This window comes from Pseudoalteromonas luteoviolacea NCIMB 1944 (genome assembly GCF_001625565.1).
GTDB lineage: Bacteria > Pseudomonadota > Gammaproteobacteria > Enterobacterales > Alteromonadaceae > Pseudoalteromonas > Pseudoalteromonas luteoviolacea_F.
The window spans coordinates 43,641-60,812 of record NZ_AUXS01000050.1 but is presented as its reverse complement, the minus strand read 5'-3'; the positions used below and the strand labels follow the sequence as shown (position 1 = coordinate 60,812).

General features: G+C 44.9%; 14 protein-coding genes. 4 read left to right on the top strand and 10 right to left on the bottom strand.

Annotation, left to right across the window (positions count from 1 at the left end):
* Window positions 1-49: 49 nt before the first annotated feature.
* The 5 genes from dhbA to N483_RS19025 are packed head-to-tail and all read right to left on the bottom strand — an operon-like array spanning window position 50 to window position 5,818.
* Window positions 50-814, bottom strand: a complete 765-nt coding sequence (gene dhbA / locus N483_RS19045) for a 2,3-dihydro-2,3-dihydroxybenzoate dehydrogenase (RefSeq protein WP_023400628.1) — start codon at window positions 812-814, stop codon at window positions 50-52.
* A gap of 10 nt (window positions 815-824) precedes the next feature.
* Window positions 825-2,132: a condensation domain-containing protein gene (locus tag N483_RS19040; protein WP_023400627.1), complete on the bottom strand. Its 1,308-nt coding sequence runs from the start codon at window positions 2,130-2,132 to the stop codon at window positions 825-827.
* A complete protein-coding gene (locus N483_RS19035; protein ID WP_023400626.1) occupies window positions 2,132-2,998 on the bottom strand; it encodes an isochorismatase family protein in 867 nt (288 codons plus the stop codon). Before N483_RS19035 ends, N483_RS19040 begins: the two co-directional genes overlap by 1 nt.
* 11 nt (window positions 2,999-3,009) lie before the next feature.
* The gene (locus N483_RS19030) at window positions 3,010-4,608 is read right to left on the bottom strand and encodes a (2,3-dihydroxybenzoyl)adenylate synthase (RefSeq protein WP_023400625.1); all 1,599 of its coding nucleotides are present in this window, start codon (window positions 4,606-4,608) and stop codon (window positions 3,010-3,012) included.
* Between the two features lie 4 nt (window positions 4,609-4,612).
* Window positions 4,613-5,818 (bottom strand): isochorismate synthase, encoded by a 1,206-nt coding sequence (locus N483_RS19025; protein ID WP_023400624.1) that lies wholly within the window; start codon window positions 5,816-5,818, stop codon window positions 4,613-4,615.
* A gap of 302 nt (window positions 5,819-6,120) precedes the next feature.
* Here N483_RS19025 and N483_RS19020 point away from each other — a divergent pair, with 302 nt between their 5' ends.
* Entirely contained in the window at window positions 6,121-7,746 is a 1,626-nt protein-coding gene (locus N483_RS19020; RefSeq protein ID WP_023400623.1) for a cyclic peptide export ABC transporter, read from the top strand.
* Between the two features lie 296 nt (window positions 7,747-8,042).
* Window positions 8,043-10,409, top strand: coding sequence for a TonB-dependent receptor (locus tag N483_RS19015; protein ID WP_023400622.1), 2,367 nt, complete (start codon window positions 8,043-8,045; stop codon window positions 10,407-10,409).
* Window positions 10,410-10,469: 60 nt separating this feature from the next.
* Here N483_RS19015 and N483_RS19010 read toward each other — a convergent pair whose 3' ends face one another.
* The 5 genes from N483_RS19010 to N483_RS18990 form a co-directional block, all read right to left on the bottom strand.
* Window positions 10,470-11,159, bottom strand: a complete 690-nt coding sequence (locus N483_RS19010) for a 4'-phosphopantetheinyl transferase family protein (protein WP_023400621.1) — start codon at window positions 11,157-11,159, stop codon at window positions 10,470-10,472.
* Window positions 11,160-11,248: 89 nt separating this feature from the next.
* A complete protein-coding gene (locus N483_RS19005; RefSeq protein ID WP_023400620.1) occupies window positions 11,249-11,632 on the bottom strand; it encodes a hypothetical protein in 384 nt (127 codons plus the stop codon).
* Window positions 11,633-13,255, bottom strand: a complete 1,623-nt coding sequence (locus tag N483_RS19000) for a S41 family peptidase (protein ID WP_023400619.1) — start codon at window positions 13,253-13,255, stop codon at window positions 11,633-11,635.
* A gap of 188 nt (window positions 13,256-13,443) precedes the next feature.
* Window positions 13,444-14,076 (bottom strand): endonuclease, encoded by a 633-nt coding sequence (locus N483_RS18995; RefSeq protein ID WP_023400618.1) that lies wholly within the window; start codon window positions 14,074-14,076, stop codon window positions 13,444-13,446.
* 66 nt (window positions 14,077-14,142) lie between these two features.
* Window positions 14,143-14,850, bottom strand: a complete 708-nt coding sequence (locus N483_RS18990; protein ID WP_023400617.1) for a hypothetical protein — start codon at window positions 14,848-14,850, stop codon at window positions 14,143-14,145.
* A gap of 187 nt (window positions 14,851-15,037) precedes the next feature.
* Between N483_RS18990 and N483_RS18985 the strand changes: the two genes are divergently transcribed.
* Window positions 15,038-15,418, top strand: coding sequence for a hypothetical protein (locus N483_RS18985; RefSeq protein WP_023400616.1), 381 nt, complete (start codon window positions 15,038-15,040; stop codon window positions 15,416-15,418).
* A gap of 420 nt (window positions 15,419-15,838) precedes the next feature.
* Window positions 15,839-17,023 carry a DUF3103 family protein gene (locus N483_RS18980; protein ID WP_023400615.1) on the top strand — a complete coding sequence of 395 codons (1,185 nt, stop codon included), beginning with the start codon at window positions 15,839-15,841 and terminating at the stop codon, window positions 17,021-17,023.
* Window positions 17,024-17,172 lie beyond the last annotated feature (149 nt).

Genomic DNA, 17,172 nt, shown 5'->3' with positions numbered 1-17,172 from the left:
GAGGAGATAAAAGCCACCCGCTAAGGGGAGGTGGCTTTGGTTTGTGTGGTCAAAACGTGGCGCCACCATCAATGGTGAGAACTTGCATTGTGGTGTGCGAAGATAAGTTAGAGGCGAGAAATACGACACTGCTGGCGATCTCTTCTGGAGTGGCAATCTTTCTCAGCGGAATACCCAATTTATACTGCTCTGAAAATCCGTCTATCACGCGCTGTGCACCTTGATCATCTTGCCACATGCCTGTTTGCATCGGGGTCAAAGTAGAGCCGGGCGCGATGACGTTACAGCGGATACCGTAATTTGCCCACTCAATTCCTGCGGTAAGCGTAAGCTGCGTTGCAGCAGCTTTAGAAGCGCAGTAGGCGGCCATTTGTTGACGTGGTGTACTGGCTGCATTGGAGCCGACCGTTACTAGGCTGCCGCGACCAACTTGCTTGAAGTGTGCACCGCACTGCTGAATAAATACAAATAGGCTGGCCGCATTGACGTTGTGGCAATGTTGCCACTGCTGGAGGTCGAGTGTATCTAGTTCCCCCATTTCCAATACGCCGGCGACGTAGATTAGGTTATAGGGTGCAAGCCCATGTTGGATCAGCTCGTTCAGTACTGGCATGAGTTGCTCAGGGTGTGATAAATCACACACGACGTGCTTATAGAGCATGCTGGTATCGGTAAATTGGCGGTCAAAGCCAATCACTTTTGCTCCCAAGGCTGCAAATTGTTCTGCGACTGCCAATCCAATGCCTTGCCCTGCACCGGTTACCCAGACGATTTGCTGATCATATTCACGGGATAATGACTGTTGATAATCCATAAATAGCGCCTTATACCGTGTTCTGACAAAGCTGCTCGCAGAGCGATTTTAGAGATAATTTAGGCTGCGTTGCCCACAATTGTGCGGCACTAAAAATGCGCCCTTGAATTGAGTCCACTGCCGCTTTGTCATAACGCGCGGTATTGCTGTCAAAGTCTATGGTAGCGGGCGCATCGCCGAGGAGGTGAATTTGCAACATAATGTCATCGGTGGTGCCTGCGCTTAAAATATGGCTGCGCGTTTCAACCCCTGCATATTTCGGGCTGCTGGCGAAAGGCAATAAGTTAATCGTGGGTCCGATGATCGATAGGGACTTACCTTGCTTCTGACGGTCGCGCTTGAGTGATTCAACCCGATAGCTTTGCACTTGTTTCAATGCTTTGATCTGTTGGTTAATGTGTATAGCCACCGTGCTTAAGTCTGCATCCTCATCCAATTGCAGCGGTAGAGGCAACACATTGCTTTGCACGCAGGGACTGTTTAGTTCAGGCATTGCTTGGCGATTCATCATAACCAATCCGAGCGTCACATGGTATTGCTGATGCTGTGCAACCAAGGTCGCAGCAATGGCGGCGAGTAAAATCTCACTGCTGGTGGTGTGCGTTACTTGGGCGGCAGATTGAATGGTGTGCCATACGGACTGCGAAAAAGTCGTTGTGAGGCGGTGATTTGGCTCAGATACATCGGCTTTGGAAGTGCTGTAGGTGAGGACCTTAGGCATATTGTCAAGCCATTGATTTAATGTGGCTTGAGCTTTTTTCTGCTGTGCAAGGTAGTCGTCGCTCTGGTGCAATTCAAGGAGCTGTTGTTGCTGCGTAAAGCGTAACTTGGGTAAAGCTTTGCCCCTACTTAAAGCGTTGTAACAGCGGTTCAGTGATTGCGAGAACAAACCAAACCCATAACCATCTAATAAAAGGTGATGAGCGACAATGACGAGGTAATCTTGTTCTGGGCCGCGCAGCAGAAACAACTTCATGAGTGCTTCTGTATTGAAATCAAATGGCTTTGCTAAATAGGGTTTGGCAAAGCTTTGTGCAAATGTCAGTACATTTTCAGGATCTTGCTCGAGATCTTGAACAATAATTTTTGCAACAGTGTTGTCGGTATGGAGCTTTGGAGTATAGTTGTCATCGCTGATAAAGCGACAAGCAAGCATATCGCTTGCCTGCCATACGTGCTGCAAAGATTGTTGCAGCCAACTTGCCGAAATTTTACCTTTAAATTCTAGGCATTCGGCAACATTGAATAGCTCACCTCGACCACTGATGGTATGCAGCAACCACATGGCGTGCTGCGAATCAGTTAGTGGCAGAGTCATTAGTCTTCCTTACGCTCTTCAAGTAATTCTACCCATGCTGCAAGCGTCGGGATCTGAGCTAGCTCGATAAAGTTGGTTTCGATCCCTTGCTGTTGCCAGAGGGAGATCAAGTTCATCACTTGGACAGAGTCTAAACCGTAATCGATCAAGCTTTCGTGTTCGTCAAACTCCTCATCTTCACACTCAATCAGTGTCAATATGTGTGCCTTGAGCCCTTCAAAAGAGGTTAAATCTTGAGTTTGTGTGCCGAGGATCTCTGACATTGAAACTACTTTACCACAGCGTTTGGCAACAAAGTTGAGCGCCATCATATGCTCTTCTTTGCTAAAGTCTGCAATGGCATCAGCGACCAAAAATGGCTCTATGTCACGCATAAAGGCATCGACAGCAGTGGTCATCACACCGATATGGCCATAAATCCCAACTATTACCAGCTGATCTCGCTGTTGATCACGAAGCTGCTGCTCAAAATCGCACTTTTGAAATGCACTATAGCGCCACTTAGTTAAAACTACATCTTTGTCAGTTGGCGCCAGAGCGTCAACGATTGGCTGTTGCGCTGGATCTTGTAATCCCGGACCCCACATATCAGAGAGCAGACCGCGTTCATGTTTGCCTTGTTTGATTGGCTGTGCGGTGTAATAAACAGGGATGTTATGCTCATAACAGTAAGCTTTAAGCGCTTGGATATTTTGGATCATTGAGTCGATCAACGGATTATCTTCGCCATAAAAACCAACAAAGTAGTGTTGTACATCGTGGATCAACAAAGCGGCGCGGTTTGAATCAAGCTGCCAATCAACTCGGTTTTCTGGCAGTTCAGCGTCGCGTGGTAACGGATAGTGGTTTAACTTTGGAATGCTCATGGTTTTCTCTGTTATTCGAACGTGGCACGCAAGGCTTTCTTATCGACTTTGCCTACGGCGGTTAACGGTAGTTGGGTTACAAATTTAAATTTATCGGGCACTTTATAGTCGGCAATACCAAGCTGACGTAGGTATTTTCGTAAGATCAGCGTAGTTAGCTTAATATCCTGATCTGCCACGACAAATGCACAGCTCTTTTCACCTAATATGTCATCAGGCATAGAGACGATAGCGACTTGTTGAATGTGTTCGTGGCCAAGTAAATGGTTCTCAACTTCTTCAGCAGCGATCTTCTCACCACCGCGGTTAATTTGATCTTTATCTCGCCCTTCAACGACTAAATGTCCAGAGGGCAATTGCTTAACAATGTCACCTGAGCTGTAAAACCCCGCATCGTCGAATGCAGAGGCGTTGTGAGTTGGTGACTTATAATAACCTCGGAACGTATAGGGACCACGAGTCATTAGGCGGCCTGACTCTCCTTGCGCAACCTCTTGTCCGTGTTCGTCAACAATTTTAATCTCATCAAGTTCGCTGATAGGTCGGCCTTGAGTAGTGAGAATTAGCTCAGGATCATCATTGTAGCGGGTGTAATTTACTAGGCCCTCTGCCATGCCAAAAACTTGCTGTAACTGACAGCCTAAAACCGGTGTTACCTGCTCAGCAACACTGCGGCTGAGCTTCGCACCGCCTACTTGGATCACTTGCAAGCTACTTAGATCATGCTGACTGGCAGGCGCATGTTGTAACCATAATTGCAGTGCTGGCGGCACAAGTGCCGTATGAGTAATGGCATAGTGCTCAATCAGACCAAAACACACCGCAGGGCTGGGGTCACTGGCTAAGATCACACTACCGCCAGCAATAAATACGCCCAGTGCGCCAGGTGAACTCAAAGGGAAGTTATGTGGCGCTGGCAGGGCACACAAGTAGCGTGTATCACCATCGAGTTCACAGATCTCTTTACTTGCAACTACTGAGTAGAGGTAGTCGTTATGCGTACGCGGGATCAGTTTGGGTGTACCTGTGCTGCCGCCTGAAAGTTGAAAAAATGCGACTTCTTCTGGGTTCAGATCTGGCGCTGTGAAAGCGTGTTTATTGAGATAACCCTGTTTTAACTCACTGTTGCCCTTACTGTGATCTGTGATGATATTGTTTAGACAGCCGAAGCGATTAAACAACTCTTGAGTAAACTGTTCGTCGTTAAATAAAGCGTGCGCGGAAGAAACGATCATGGCTTTGGGTTGCAAGATCTCACAGTAACTTTGCAGTTCAGTTCGCTGATGGTTGAATAGTGCACAAACAGGTGCGACGCCCAGCTTTAACAGAGCAAAATAAGTGATATAAAACTCGAGGCAGTTTGGCAATTGCACAATGGCGGTGTCGCCGTGTTGCAGGCCCTGTTGGCTGAGATAACCGGCAAGGTTATCACTATAAGTATTTAGCTCAGCATAGCTCAGCTGACGTTGCCCATCAGCAACGGCAATGCCTTGGCTATTGGTATTGAGTTGCTCAGACAAAATGCTCGTCAGAGGCTTATCTTGCCAATAACCCTTGGCGCGGTATTGTTCGGCCAGCTCAGCTGGCCAAGGAGTATATTCGATACGCATAATGTTACTTATTAAACTGAGTATAAGCTTGCTGGACTGAGAGTGCGTTCAGCATGGTTTTGAGTTTGGCTTCGGTTTCTAACCATTCAGAGCTGGGATCTGAAGCGGCGACGATACCCGCACCGGCAAATAATTTAGCAATGTGTGCTTTGAGTTCTCCACAACGGATCACCACGACCCACTCGCCGTTGCCTTGCTGATCACACCAGCCGATGATCCCAGAAAATAGATCGCGGCCATGGCCTTCGAGATCCAAGATATGTTGATATGCAGGCTTGGTCGGTTTGCCGCATAATGCAGGTGTCGGGTGAAGTTGATTGGCCAATGCCAAAATATGGGTGTTCGGATCTTTCAAGTGGCCTGAGATCACAGTAGACAAATGCCACATGGTGGCAGTATGTAATAGTGATGGCTCAGCAGGAATTGCGAGGTTATCGCATACTGGTTCGAGCAGTTGACGCATATCGTCAATCACTACGGCATGTTCGTATCTGTCTTTTTTTGAACTGAATAATGCCGCACGGTGCTGCGCCTCAACCTTGCTACAGGGATCTCTTGGGATCGACCCTGCTAACGGGTTACTGGTGACTGTTTCACCTTCTTTTCGCAGCAATAATTCGGGGCTAACGCCCATTAACACAGACTCGCTTTCGGTCGGAAATGCGAAGTGATACCCAGACTGACTTTGCGTGAGTAGTTGATTTAGCACATGCTTGCGATTGATTGTGTGTTCAAACTCAAGCTCCACCTGCTTGCTGAGTACGATTTTGTCTAGCAGCGCTTTGTCGAACAGCTCTTTGGCTTGCTGCACTGTATGCTCAAAATGTACTCTGTCTTGTAAGTAGTTAACTGCTTTGAGCGGATTTTCGGTATGGCTTCCCTCTGTGATTTGGGTATTGAGCCACTGACTGAAGACCTTTTTGTCCCACCGAGCGACCTGCTCAGGGATGATAAATTGCGCCATTTCATATTTGCAAAAAGGCAGTACACCAAAGGCGATGGTATTGTCATTTTCTCCTTGGTGATTGCGCAGCTGTGTTTGCAGCTCGCTCACTAGGTAGTCAGTATTGGCAATGGGCAATTTAAACCTGTGTTTGACCCCTTGTCCCAATAAACAGCTGTCACCAGAAACGAAAAGACAATCTTGATCTAATAGAAACTCACCTAAAGACTGAGCCTGAGCTAAGTTAGATATTTCGCCAGCATGCATAATTTAACCTTGTTGCGTTGTCATTTAACTGCTGCCAAATCGTCGGTCAGCCGTGAATGTGTGTTAAAGACGTGTCAATCACGAAAAGATTTAGTGTTCAATGCAGTGATATTTTTTACTTGGTTGCAAAGCTGGATTGTGCGAGATGGTACTTAACCATTCCCGGCTAGACGTCGGTGTTGTGACTCGGCTTAGAAAGAAGCGTACTTCGCATTTTAAATCTCGCTTTTACTGTGAATTTTTTGTGGGCATTCTCGTCCTATAGCTAGTCCTAAATTTGAATTAATAAAAAGAGAAGTAACGTGCTCGCTAATCTAATCCGCGCCACATGGTGGCGATTTCTTGCAACAGCCATCACTAGTACCCTATTTGGCCTAGCCAGTGTGGCGTTAGTTGCACTGATCAATGAAATCATAAACAGCTCGCCAGATGCGCGGTCTGAGCAATTTACTTATTTTGCTGTGTTGGCAGTCTCTGGTGTTATTTTACAGCTCTGTTCAAAAGTTTTTGCTGAACAGCTAACTGAGCAAAGTCAGGCAACCGTGCGTAACCAAGTTGCTGAACATGTGGTTAATGCGGAGTTTGATGATGTCGAAGCTCAGGGGGCTGGCAAAATTAAATCATGTTTAACTGAGCATAGCCTGCGTGTGTCTGAGTTTTTTCAACGTCTGCCGGGGATCTTAACCAATGCAATGATAGTACTTGGCAGCTTTGCATATATGGCTTGGCTGGACTGGCGAGTGTTTATTTTTGCGGTACTGACTTTATTGGTAGGATCTGTAGGGTATAGCTTGGCCAACGCCACGGCATTTAAAAAGGTCACAGAAGCGGCCAAAATTCAAGACTCTTTGTACGATCAATTTGACTCTATATACGATGGTGCTAAAGAACTGAAACTACATAAATCCAAGCGCCGTATTTTTGTTGAGCAAGTCATTGGCGACACGATTACATTGCTGCGTACCCGTCGCGTGCAAGGTGCAACCATTTATCACTATGCCGCCTCTTGGGGTGGTTTTAGTATTTTTGCCTTCATTGGTGGCGCACTGTATTTCCTGTCCGGCCAAGGTACAGACACAACTAAAGTGATGTCGGGTTTTGCGCTGTTATTTTTATATATGCTTACACCACTTGAGGTGATGTTAGCTGCTATTCCAAAAGCTGCAGCAGCAAAGGCATCTGCCAACACGATTACTGAGATGACCTCACAAATGCGTTTGATAGCTCAGCAATCACAGACACAAAGAACAAAATTTGACCGTATTGAGCTCAAGGCGCTGAGTCATGGTTATTATCATGAACAAAGTGACGAAGTATTTGCGCTTACCCCCATTGATTTAACCCTTAATCAGGGCGAGATCATTTACCTAGTTGGTGGTAATGGTAGCGGAAAAACCACATTTGCTAAGCTGTTGTGTGGATTATATCCAGCTAAAGAAGGTGACTTATATGTTGATGGTGAACACATTACAGCGGCACATCTAGACAGTTATCGTCAGTTATTCAGCGCTGTGTTCAGTGATTTCCATCTCTTTGATAGGTTGCTCGATTGTCAAGATAAAGTGTTACAGGAAAAAGGCAATGCGTTGATCAAAAAACTCAATTTGCATCACAAAGTGGCGATTAAAGATGGTGCGTTTACTACTCAAAAGCTGTCTCAAGGACAGCGCAAACGCTTGGCATTGGTGGTGACTTATCTAGAGGATAGACCGTTTTACATCTTTGATGAATGGGCTGCAGATCAAGATCCAGTATTTAAAGATGTCTTTTACACTGAGCTGTTGCCGGAGCTGAGTGCGAAGGGCAAAACCGTATTTGTTATCACCCATGATGACAAATACTTCCATCTGGCGGATCGTTTACTACGAATGGAAAATGGCTGTTTAACCGAAAGTCAAAATGGCCTCGCAAACCAACTCGCCATCTAATTATTCTATCTACTTCAACAATATTATCGTAGGTGCCGTTCGCGACTGCGATAATATTGTTGCTATCAAAAACAAATCTCATTTATTGCACAGAATAATGACTTAGTAAGTCAGTATATTTGACTCCCAAAGTCATACTTTTGCTTTTTTATACTAATTATTGTGACATTTATTTCCCAATTACCCATTTATTAGATTAAAAATTAATGATCCGCTAACTTCACTCTTTCTTAATTATACGATTAAAAGGTATAATGATAATGATTATCATTGTTTATGTTTTTTAGGAGGGTGTTTTGTCATCATCATTAGGTCGATTAGTTGGTTTGTCTCCGTTGTATTGCGGTATTGCATTGGCTTTAGGCGCGCACAGTGGCGCGACATTGGCTGATGAACAAGAATTAGAAAAAATCGTGGTTACAGGTCAAAAAATAGATCGTAGCTTGCAAGAGACGCCAACTAGTGTTGCGGTACTCACAGCGGCTAAGATGGAAAAGGAAAATATCCAAGACTTTTATGACATTACCATGCGAACTCCTAATGTGAGCGGCGATCCAAGCACAGGTTACCGTATTCGTGGTATTGATTCGTACACAATTACGGGTGGCGGTAACGGTGGCCTTGCGCGTATCTATGTGGATGGTGCGGCATTATCTGAAGATATGACAGCTGCGGGGGCTTTTTCTACTTGGGACTTGCAACAAGTCGAGGTTTTACGAGGGCCGCAGTCGACACTGCAAGGTCGCAGTGCATTGGCAGGTGCCGTTGTAGTTAAAACCCGTGACGCTGAACATACAGCATCAGGAAAAGCGCGTGTTATTTATGGCCAAAACGGTCAACAACAAGCTGCGGTCGCTTTTGGTGGCAGCCTAATTGAAGACGAATTGGCATTTCGTGTTGCCGCTGAACATAAACAACGCGATGGTGATATATACAACCCGTTGTTAAATAAAACCATGGATGACAAAGAAAGTGATATGGTACGTGTTAACCTAGCATATACACCTTCTGCGATGAAAGCGCTCACAGCACGCCTGAGTTATTCTAATTTTAGCAGCGAAAATGGCACCTTGTTTCAATCGAATGTGTCGCCAGATGCAAAATACCCGATCAATGATTTATATGAGCAAAGGTATCTTTTTATTAATACCGACGCATATACGGAAAACGATGCTCAGCGCTGGGTGATGAATCTAGATTATGACCTGTCTGCACAGTGGTTGGTGTCATATACCGGTTCATATAGCGACAGTGAATATATTCGTTTAAATGACAGTGATTTTGGTATTGCTAAGTCTGATGTTTGGCAGCAAACGAATGATGATAAGCGACGTGGACACGAGGTAAAGTTCACCTATTCTGGCGATAAACTAAGTGGTATTTTTGGTGTCTTTGTTGCCAATGATGACCGCAACATGACAACCGATTCGCAAATTAGCTACGGTTTTGCGGAGACTGGCGTAAAAGATCAGCTCGTTGCGCAGTTTACTAAATTGGGCTTACCGGCTGAAGCGCTGGCTAATCAGGTCATTGGTATTTATCAAGCTGTAGGTGCAGATCCTGTGCTGGTCAATGGCGCGACGAACCCAATCGAAGAAGTCGAAAACCGAGCTGTTTTTGCTGATTTCGTATATCAAATCAACGACCAGTGGTCAGTGTTTGGCGGTGCGCGTTGGGACAAAGAAACTCGCGCTAACTCATCGGTTGCGAGCCAAAAAATTGCACCAGAAACCGTGTTGCCTAATCCGCAAAACTTTGCACAAAACCCGCAAATGGCACAGTTGATTGGCGGTGTTAATCAGCTTATCGTTGCCAACGCAGAGCGTGCATCTGGCGAGCAGCCTCGCGCTGAAGAGTCATTCACGAGCTTTTTACCTAAGCTTGGTGCGACACATCATATTGATGAAGCCATGTCTGTGAGTTTAAGCTACCAAAAAGGCTACCGCTCGGGTGGTCTAGGCGTCAATACCACCAAAAATAAAATTTATACCTATGATCCTGAATATACTCACAACTACGAATTAAGCTGGCGCAGCACGTGGTTAGATGACACCTTGGTGCTAAATGCCAATGCGTTTTATATTGACTGGCGAGAGCAACAAGTTCGTGTGCAGTTATCTGGCAATTTATTTGACCTAGAAGTGGTCAATGCGGGTAAATCAGAAGTTAAAGGGTTTGAGACCAGTGCAGAGTACGCTTGGTCAGATACGATTCAGCTATCCGCTGGTGTAGGGTATGCAAAAACTGAAATCACAGAATTTGAATTCAATGATTCGAATGTCGTCACTGGTGACGACTTTGTTGGTCGCGCATTTCCAAAAAGCCCTAACTGGACTGCAAACTTAGCGATTGACTATGATTCAGGAACTGGTTGGCTTGCCAACATGAATATGAACTACCAAAGTAGCGCAAAGCAATTTGCAGCCCCGGTTTATCAAAACCTCGATGCCAATGGTCAGCGAGTATTAGATGATCCAGAGATCCCAAGCCGTACTATTGTAAACGCTCGAGTTGGCTATCAACCTGAAAACTGGGGTGTGTTCTTGAGTGTGAACAACTTATTGGACAAAGACTATCTCAATTCAAAAGGCAGCCGTCGTTGGAACTATGTAGAGCTGGGTCAGGAGCGAGAAGTGGCATTGCAGTTAGAATATAGTTTCTAAAGGACGCAATACCACGCAAATAAAAAACGATGCCCTTGGCATCGTTTTTTGTATTTGGAGTTAAGAAGCTTGCTGGTGCACACACTCAGTAAGTACCATTTCATCATTGTATTGGTAATAAACACTTACTTTCGAGCTTTTAGGTAAAGTAGGGTGTAAGTCAGTTGTGAGCGTGAAGTGCAGCTGTTGCGAGTCATGTCCAACTAATTTGGCGGCGTCAAAGCCAAAAAACTTTTGCACTTGTCCATAGAGTGCTTTGTATATGCTTTCTTTTGCTGAGAAAACCAGTGTCAGTGGCCTATGGTGAGACTGCCCAAGGGACTCGAATACGTCGGCTTCATCTTCTCTTAAAATTTGGCTACGCAATTCCAGTTCTTGCCTATCTGACATCATATGTTCTATGTCGATACCCAGACCTAATACGTTTGAATTATCAGTAACCACTGCCATCGCAATACCTTTACTGTGTGTGATAGCGCCCCGAATGCCTTGTGGCCAAATTGGCGCGCGGTCGTCGCCAGTTTGCACTACGTGATGGGGTAATCCTAACTGTTTTATAGCCTGTGCGGCGCAAACGCGACCCGCTAGGTATTCGGCTTTTCGCTTCGCCACTGCACGCTGTAGTTTGCTTGGTAGAGGTTGATTAAAATACGCAAAATCGCTGTCTTGGTATACTTCTGGACTGAATGCCATACTGCGATAGATGTAAGGTAGTTGCGGCTGAAATGGTGACACGGGGGTGATGTGCATATATGACTCCTTGGCTGAACCGCCCTAGTGTGTCCTATCCCTTTTATGGATGCAAGTTAGGTAATTATGTGGCATCCCTAAATTGTTTCTTATTTACTGGTATCTTCAAAGGGTGTACAGGTGGCGTAGTGCAGCGGCACAAATTTATTGGCTTTTGGATAATAGAGTACACAGGTATTTGCGCGCAGCTGTAGTTCAAAGGTACTAATGGGCAGTGCTGATAAGGCAGTATTTGCCATACCGCCACTTGACTGGCCATGCGTTAAAATTAACTGAGGTGATTGAGTAAATACGTTATGTGCAAGGGTCGGGGTTTCCCCCCCTTTTAATGCCACGATAGCTGAACTAATCTCAGCAACAATTGAGGGCGTCACAGTTTGTAGCACAGCGGGTTGGCTCTGCGGTTGACTGTGGCTTTGGCAGGCACTCACAAGGAGTGCCGCTAGGGTGCAAAAGCTTTGCTTAAAGGTCATTTATTTGCCTTGTTTGATTGTGGTATATACAGCACCATGTTTCAAAGGTTGGAAAGGCAAATCGAATGGCGCGGCATTGTTAGTATTCATAAAGGTCTGAGTAGTGCGCGCTTGTCGTGATGCTTCATTGGTTGGGCAGGCGCCAGTAGATATATGGTGCAATGCGCCAGCGAATAGCCCTTCTGTTTTGTCACCTAGCTCCTTAGTGAAATCATCGCTGAGCACACAGCCTGGCACTTTGGCGTCAAGGCCAATCTCGCCAATGATGTTTGCTTGAGGGGTGACGATAAAGCCGTCCTCATAGTCACCAAACCCCTTTTCATTGGCTGATTTGGTTTGAATTGTATAGTACACAGTGCCACAGTTTTGCTCAGGTAAAAAGCCGTACGGTTTCCCGCGTGTATTGCCACCAATCAAGATGACTTCTACGTCTATGCCACGCAATGCATTGATGACGCTTTCACTGGCCGAAGCGGTATCATTGGTGGTCAACATATAGACCCGATTCATTTGTGCAGAGGGCAGTTGATCATTATTGTATTCAAGTGTGGTCCAGTTTATCGACTGATCTACAAATCCGAGCGGCTCGTTTTTACTGCTCTGCTTGTCATTATGTGTTTTAACTGAGTAGGTACGATTGTTAGATTGGCTTCCGGCAATCATATAACTTAGCTGAGATGCTTGGAATACAAGACCACCTCCGTTGTAACGCATATCGAGTACTAGCTCGTCGACGTTGTTCTGGCTAAATTGATTAAATGCCGCAATCAGATCGGCCTGTCCACTGGCGACAAATTGATTAAACTGTACGTAGCCGATCTGCTTGCCTTCAAACTCGAAGACTTGACTATTTTTGACAGGAACAAGGGCCAAGTCTTTTGCGGTCAATGATACGGTCTTTTCTTGTCCATCACGACCCAACAAAGTCAATGTGACGGTTTGATCTTTTTGCGGTATAAAGGCTGCTAGAACTTGGTTGTATTGCGCGATGTCTCGACTATTAAAGGTAGCAAAGTCAATATCACCGACTTTGAGCAATCTGTCGCCTCTTTGCACTCCAGCATCGGCGGCTGGTGTATTGTCATCGATATATCCGACATAGGCCATACGTGTTTGCGGTATAGTCCAGTTGATACCAAAGCTAGCAGACACGCCGTCTTGTGATTCTTTTTTGAAGTCTTCGTAGCTTTCACTGAAGTGAAATTCGTCTTTATCTCGACCACTGGCGGTTGTTTCAAATGTTTTTAACTGGTCAAAATAAGCGGCGACAGTCGCAAACCCATTGGGATCATTGTCGATGATTTCATCGTACCAAAGGTAGGTTTCGTGGCTGAATGAGCGCAACCACATTTTCTCATGCATGGCGGTACCGGCAACATCGGGGTACGCTTTGTTCTCGAATGGATCGATACCACTGCGTGGTGCAGCACAGCGGTTAGCAAACTGAGTCGAAGAATCAAATCTACCGGCTTGCCAGGTTGGCGGTGTTGTATCTGGCACCGCTGGCGTAGTGGGTGTCGGTGTTACATTATTTGCCCCGCCACTGGAGCCACCGCAACCAGCGAGTAAGGTAGTTGTAAATGCCATACCTAGTGCTAGGTATAATTTGTTATTCAATCTCATATTCCATTCCTAAGCATTGCCAGATGATCTTCTTTGAGTAGACCTGTATCAGCGGGTGATGCTTTCAATTGTGCGTCCAAAATCAATACTAGAGTCAAATTATCAATTGCTGATGTAGATTACAATCAAATTAGCGGCTGTTACCATTTTTAATACAGGACATGAAAAAATTAATGGATTAGGCCGTCTTATTGATTTAAATTTGCCCAAACTTGGAACAGCTTTTGCTGTTTTTCAGCGATTTTTAAGCCATATGTTTTTTGCATGTAAAAGTATGCCTCGGCGATTTGTTTCCGTGCGTATACTGGAGGCTCAATAACCCGTTGTTTAAAATCGATTTTGACTGCACATGCACCATGTTTGTATGGCGTGTTTGGCAGCATGCCGAAACGATAGTTACTGCGATCTCCATTTATTTCGCCAATCGCAGGTGCTAGGTTTCGAACATCCGCTTCCATGCGCCTAAATTGGGCACTGACTTTACGGCAATGCGCTCTGCCGCCAGATTGCCAGCATTGTAACTGATGGCCAAACTCCCATGCTGGTACTATGTGCTCCCACTCTATCCGGGTCGCTCGACTATTTGGTTTGCCACTTCGAGTGATGGGTTTTCGCGGTTGATAGCCACATTTAGACGGATCAGGCACTAGCTTTTTCCCCTGCCGAGTGATGTCGCAACCGCAGTAAAGTGTTTTAGCGGATCCGCTGAGTTGTTGAGATAAGTGCTTTTTTGCCTGATAAAAACTCGTAAATGGCTGCGCGTTTGCGAACCAGCTAAAAAACACGGAAAACAATAAAATGACAACAGGGACAAAGGGCATGTCTCTCACCTAGGGTGAACATCGAAACTGCCCTCAGATTATCCCATTAATGTGATTAATAACAGCTTATTTAAACTGGGTACGTCGGCGTCGCCACGGCGGAGACTGAAATAAAAGTATGATGCCTGATATACAGAATAGAACGCTGGTGGCTGAAAAAGATATCAACAGCGGATTGTTAAAGTCATCTCTTTCATCATAATCCATAATATGTAACATCCAGAAAAAATCAAAAATGCGCCATAGCGTGCTGCGTACTGTGATCACATGACCACTGTCATTCGCTAAATAAACCGTGGTACTCAGGGTATCAGCAAATACGACGCGCCAAATATTTTTTCTATACTGTACTTCTCTGGGTCCCGTTGCCATGAATGTGACGCGGGCAATCTCGCTGTCGCCAAGGTAATGTGCTTTGGCTTGGCGCTCTATTGCAGCTTGAGTTGGTGCTTGAAACCGCTCACCAGTGACGCCGTGAAAATAGACATCGGTATCGCCACTTAATTTGATCAGGGGTGTATTGAGAAAATGTTTGAACTCAATGCTGCGTAGCCCACTCACTTGTTGGGTCAATTGATCCAAACTTGCCGTGTAATGATTTGAATTAAATGGGTTTTCTAATTGTCGGTTCGCAAGGTGTTTACCGTGGACCATTTCTAATGGAATGGCACTCATTACAAGTCCACCGAGCAGCCATGCAAAGAGTTGCAATGCCAGTAAATAACCAAGGTATTTATGTATTTTTCTGGCTGGTTTTAATGCGGTTTTAATCATTGCTCTGTTTTTTAGTCAAAATTGCTGATAGCTTATTGAAATTGGCGTAAAATCCACAGTGACAAATTGTCGCACCCAAAAGTATGACTTTAATTGCGTAAGCTAGTTACGCGGCGTTTTGGTGGTGAACAGTGTATAAACAATTGAGACCTTCGGTCCTATCATAAAGCAAGGTAACGCATTCACAATGTCAGAAATCCAATTTTTAAATGTCGACCTAGAGTTAGAATCCAAACATGATATCTCCGCTTTGGTTGAGGACCTGAGGCGTAATGCGGTTGTACTTCACTATGATAAAGATGATTATCGTGAGCTGGCGCGCATTGAATCGAGTACTGAAGTCAACAGCCCTAACAAAGCCATCAACCACTTATGTGAATTGATTGAGTCCTGCTCTAAGGCTGCACTTAAGCAGTGGTTAGGATGTAAAAAACGTACGTTTGACATTGGTTTTGTCTCAGGTGAAGCACCAAAGTGTTATTCTCAAGCCATTGATGTCGATACTTTATTACGTATATCTGCGATTGGTGCAGGTATAGAGATAACCTTGTATCCAGTGGAAAAATAGGGTTGTAAGAAAAGGGTTATGGTACGTGTAGCCCTTTATCGCCAAGACACGATCTGTTAATACTTTCATGTTTTTTCTGCCTTTTGCTTCCCCTTTGTGCAAGTGACTTTGCCAACTGACCATTTTTGCTTATTTTATAGGCCAATTATTTACATACGTCGTTTTATGCTGTCTATGTTGCAAGCTGGTTAATTATTCAAGAAGAAGAGATTGTTGCGCAAATAGTGATTGTTTTGCAATCTAGAAAACCTCAATATTATTTATATATTTCATTGTGATAGCGAAAATCTGAAATTTTTTATGTTAATTCATTATTAATATCTTGATAAATTTAGTGTGCTGTTTTATCTTGGCTATGCGAATGAACACCGGTTTTATGGTTTTCATGCGTAAACACACGGATTATTTCAAGGATATGTTATGAACAAGTTACTAAAATTGGCGACGCTGACAGCCGCCATTTCACTCTTTAGCGGTCAAGCGAATGCGCAACCGGCAGAAGTAGACGGTAGTTTCAATACTTCACTGCAATCAATAGACAGGTTTAACCCTGCAAGTTTTCAAGTAACAGATATTAAACGCGTGGTTGCAAAAGCAGTTGCGCGTGATATTGCAGTTAATGAGCAAAGTTGGATTAAGCAACTAAACAGTTTTAATAAACTTAATTTAGCGCAAGCTACCTTGTCTTCAGATGCATCCACGCTGGGTGCGCAAGCGAGCCGATTGACACGTCAATTAAAAGGGCTAACAGAGCACAGCCAACAAGTCTATCAATTGCGTTTGGCCGACAGCTCAATGCTGGCCGCGTGGCAGCAAGGAGAGTCTCCATTGGTCGCATTTGCGCCAAAAGGGGAAGATACAGAATGGTTACATGTTGAGGCATTTGATCAATATGGTGAAGTGCACTTACTTGATGCACAGCAGATGCCCAAGCGCCCGGTATTAATCGTTGAATTAGATAAACAGATAGTGCATCGCGAAGGAATTGCCGTGATGCAAAAAACTTTTCGACAGCACAGCGCATTGGCTTTGACGAAGACTGATAACACATGGTCTACCATAGCTGAAACTCCTGCGAGTGCGGCTATTTCGACATCGGTGATTAATCGGATCCGGTTGAGTGATGACAAAGAGCCTTGGATCTCTGGGGCAGCTGAAGTCTATGCGGTTGTAAATGGGGTTAATCCGAGTCGAGATGAGCCAGCACTCGATGTGGTTGACCTGCCTTATTTAGATCATGATGGGCAAGACTATACACCTAACCAAATCCTAATTCATTGGGAGCGCTATCGCTGGCAAGCGGCCGATGTTTTATTTATGGAACATGATGACAATACTAACTATCAAGAGCTTGCATCAACCTTTTTAAGCATCGTCACACAGGCAATGAGATTAATTCCAGATCCCAACGTTCAGGGTTATGCCATCATTCCTCAGTTGACCAATGAATTGATAAAAGCGATGCCAAGCCATTGGTTTAGCAATGATGATGACTATGTAGATGTGTTTTATACACTGTTTGAAAATCGCAGGTACACAGACTTAATGGGTGCCAGTAACAACGCCAAAATGACTTTATCTCCCTTAACGATAGAGCCTAGGTAAGTGCACTTTTAAATCGCTGCGGTGGTGGAAGATCGAATCGATTTATCAGTTAGGAACACAGTTACCTTACCTACTTTAACACTCACGTAGACTCTGCGCTGAGTATGTTATGCGGCCCAATGGATTGGGCCGCTTTTTTCTATTTAACG

What these genes read in the sequence shown, in the direction of transcription:
- dhbA (WP_023400628.1), bottom strand. Translation starts at nt 814, where the DNA reads ATGGATTATCAACAGTCATTATCCCGTGAATATGATCAGCAAATCGTC.
- N483_RS19040 (WP_023400627.1), bottom strand. Translation starts at nt 2,132, where the DNA reads ATGACTCTGCCACTAACTGATTCGCAGCACGCCATGTGGTTGCTGCAT.
- N483_RS19035 (WP_023400626.1), bottom strand. Translation starts at nt 2,998, where the DNA reads ATGAGCATTCCAAAGTTAAACCACTATCCGTTACCACGCGACGCTGAA.
- N483_RS19030 (WP_023400625.1), bottom strand. Translation starts at nt 4,608, where the DNA reads ATGCGTATCGAATATACTCCTTGGCCAGCTGAGCTGGCCGAACAATAC.
- N483_RS19025 (WP_023400624.1), bottom strand. Translation starts at nt 5,818, where the DNA reads ATGCATGCTGGCGAAATATCTAACTTAGCTCAGGCTCAGTCTTTAGGT.
- N483_RS19010 (WP_023400621.1), bottom strand. Translation starts at nt 11,159, where the DNA reads ATGCACATCACCCCCGTGTCACCATTTCAGCCGCAACTACCTTACATC.
- N483_RS19005 (WP_023400620.1), bottom strand. Translation starts at nt 11,632, where the DNA reads ATGACCTTTAAGCAAAGCTTTTGCACCCTAGCGGCACTCCTTGTGAGT.
- N483_RS19000 (WP_023400619.1), bottom strand. Translation starts at nt 13,255, where the DNA reads ATGAGATTGAATAACAAATTATACCTAGCACTAGGTATGGCATTTACA.
- N483_RS18995 (WP_023400618.1), bottom strand. Translation starts at nt 14,076, where the DNA reads ATGCCCTTTGTCCCTGTTGTCATTTTATTGTTTTCCGTGTTTTTTAGC.
- N483_RS18990 (WP_023400617.1), bottom strand. Translation starts at nt 14,850, where the DNA reads ATGATTAAAACCGCATTAAAACCAGCCAGAAAAATACATAAATACCTT.
- N483_RS18985 (WP_023400616.1), top strand. Translation starts at nt 15,038, where the DNA reads ATGTCAGAAATCCAATTTTTAAATGTCGACCTAGAGTTAGAATCCAAA.
- N483_RS18980 (WP_023400615.1), top strand. Translation starts at nt 15,839, where the DNA reads ATGAACAAGTTACTAAAATTGGCGACGCTGACAGCCGCCATTTCACTC.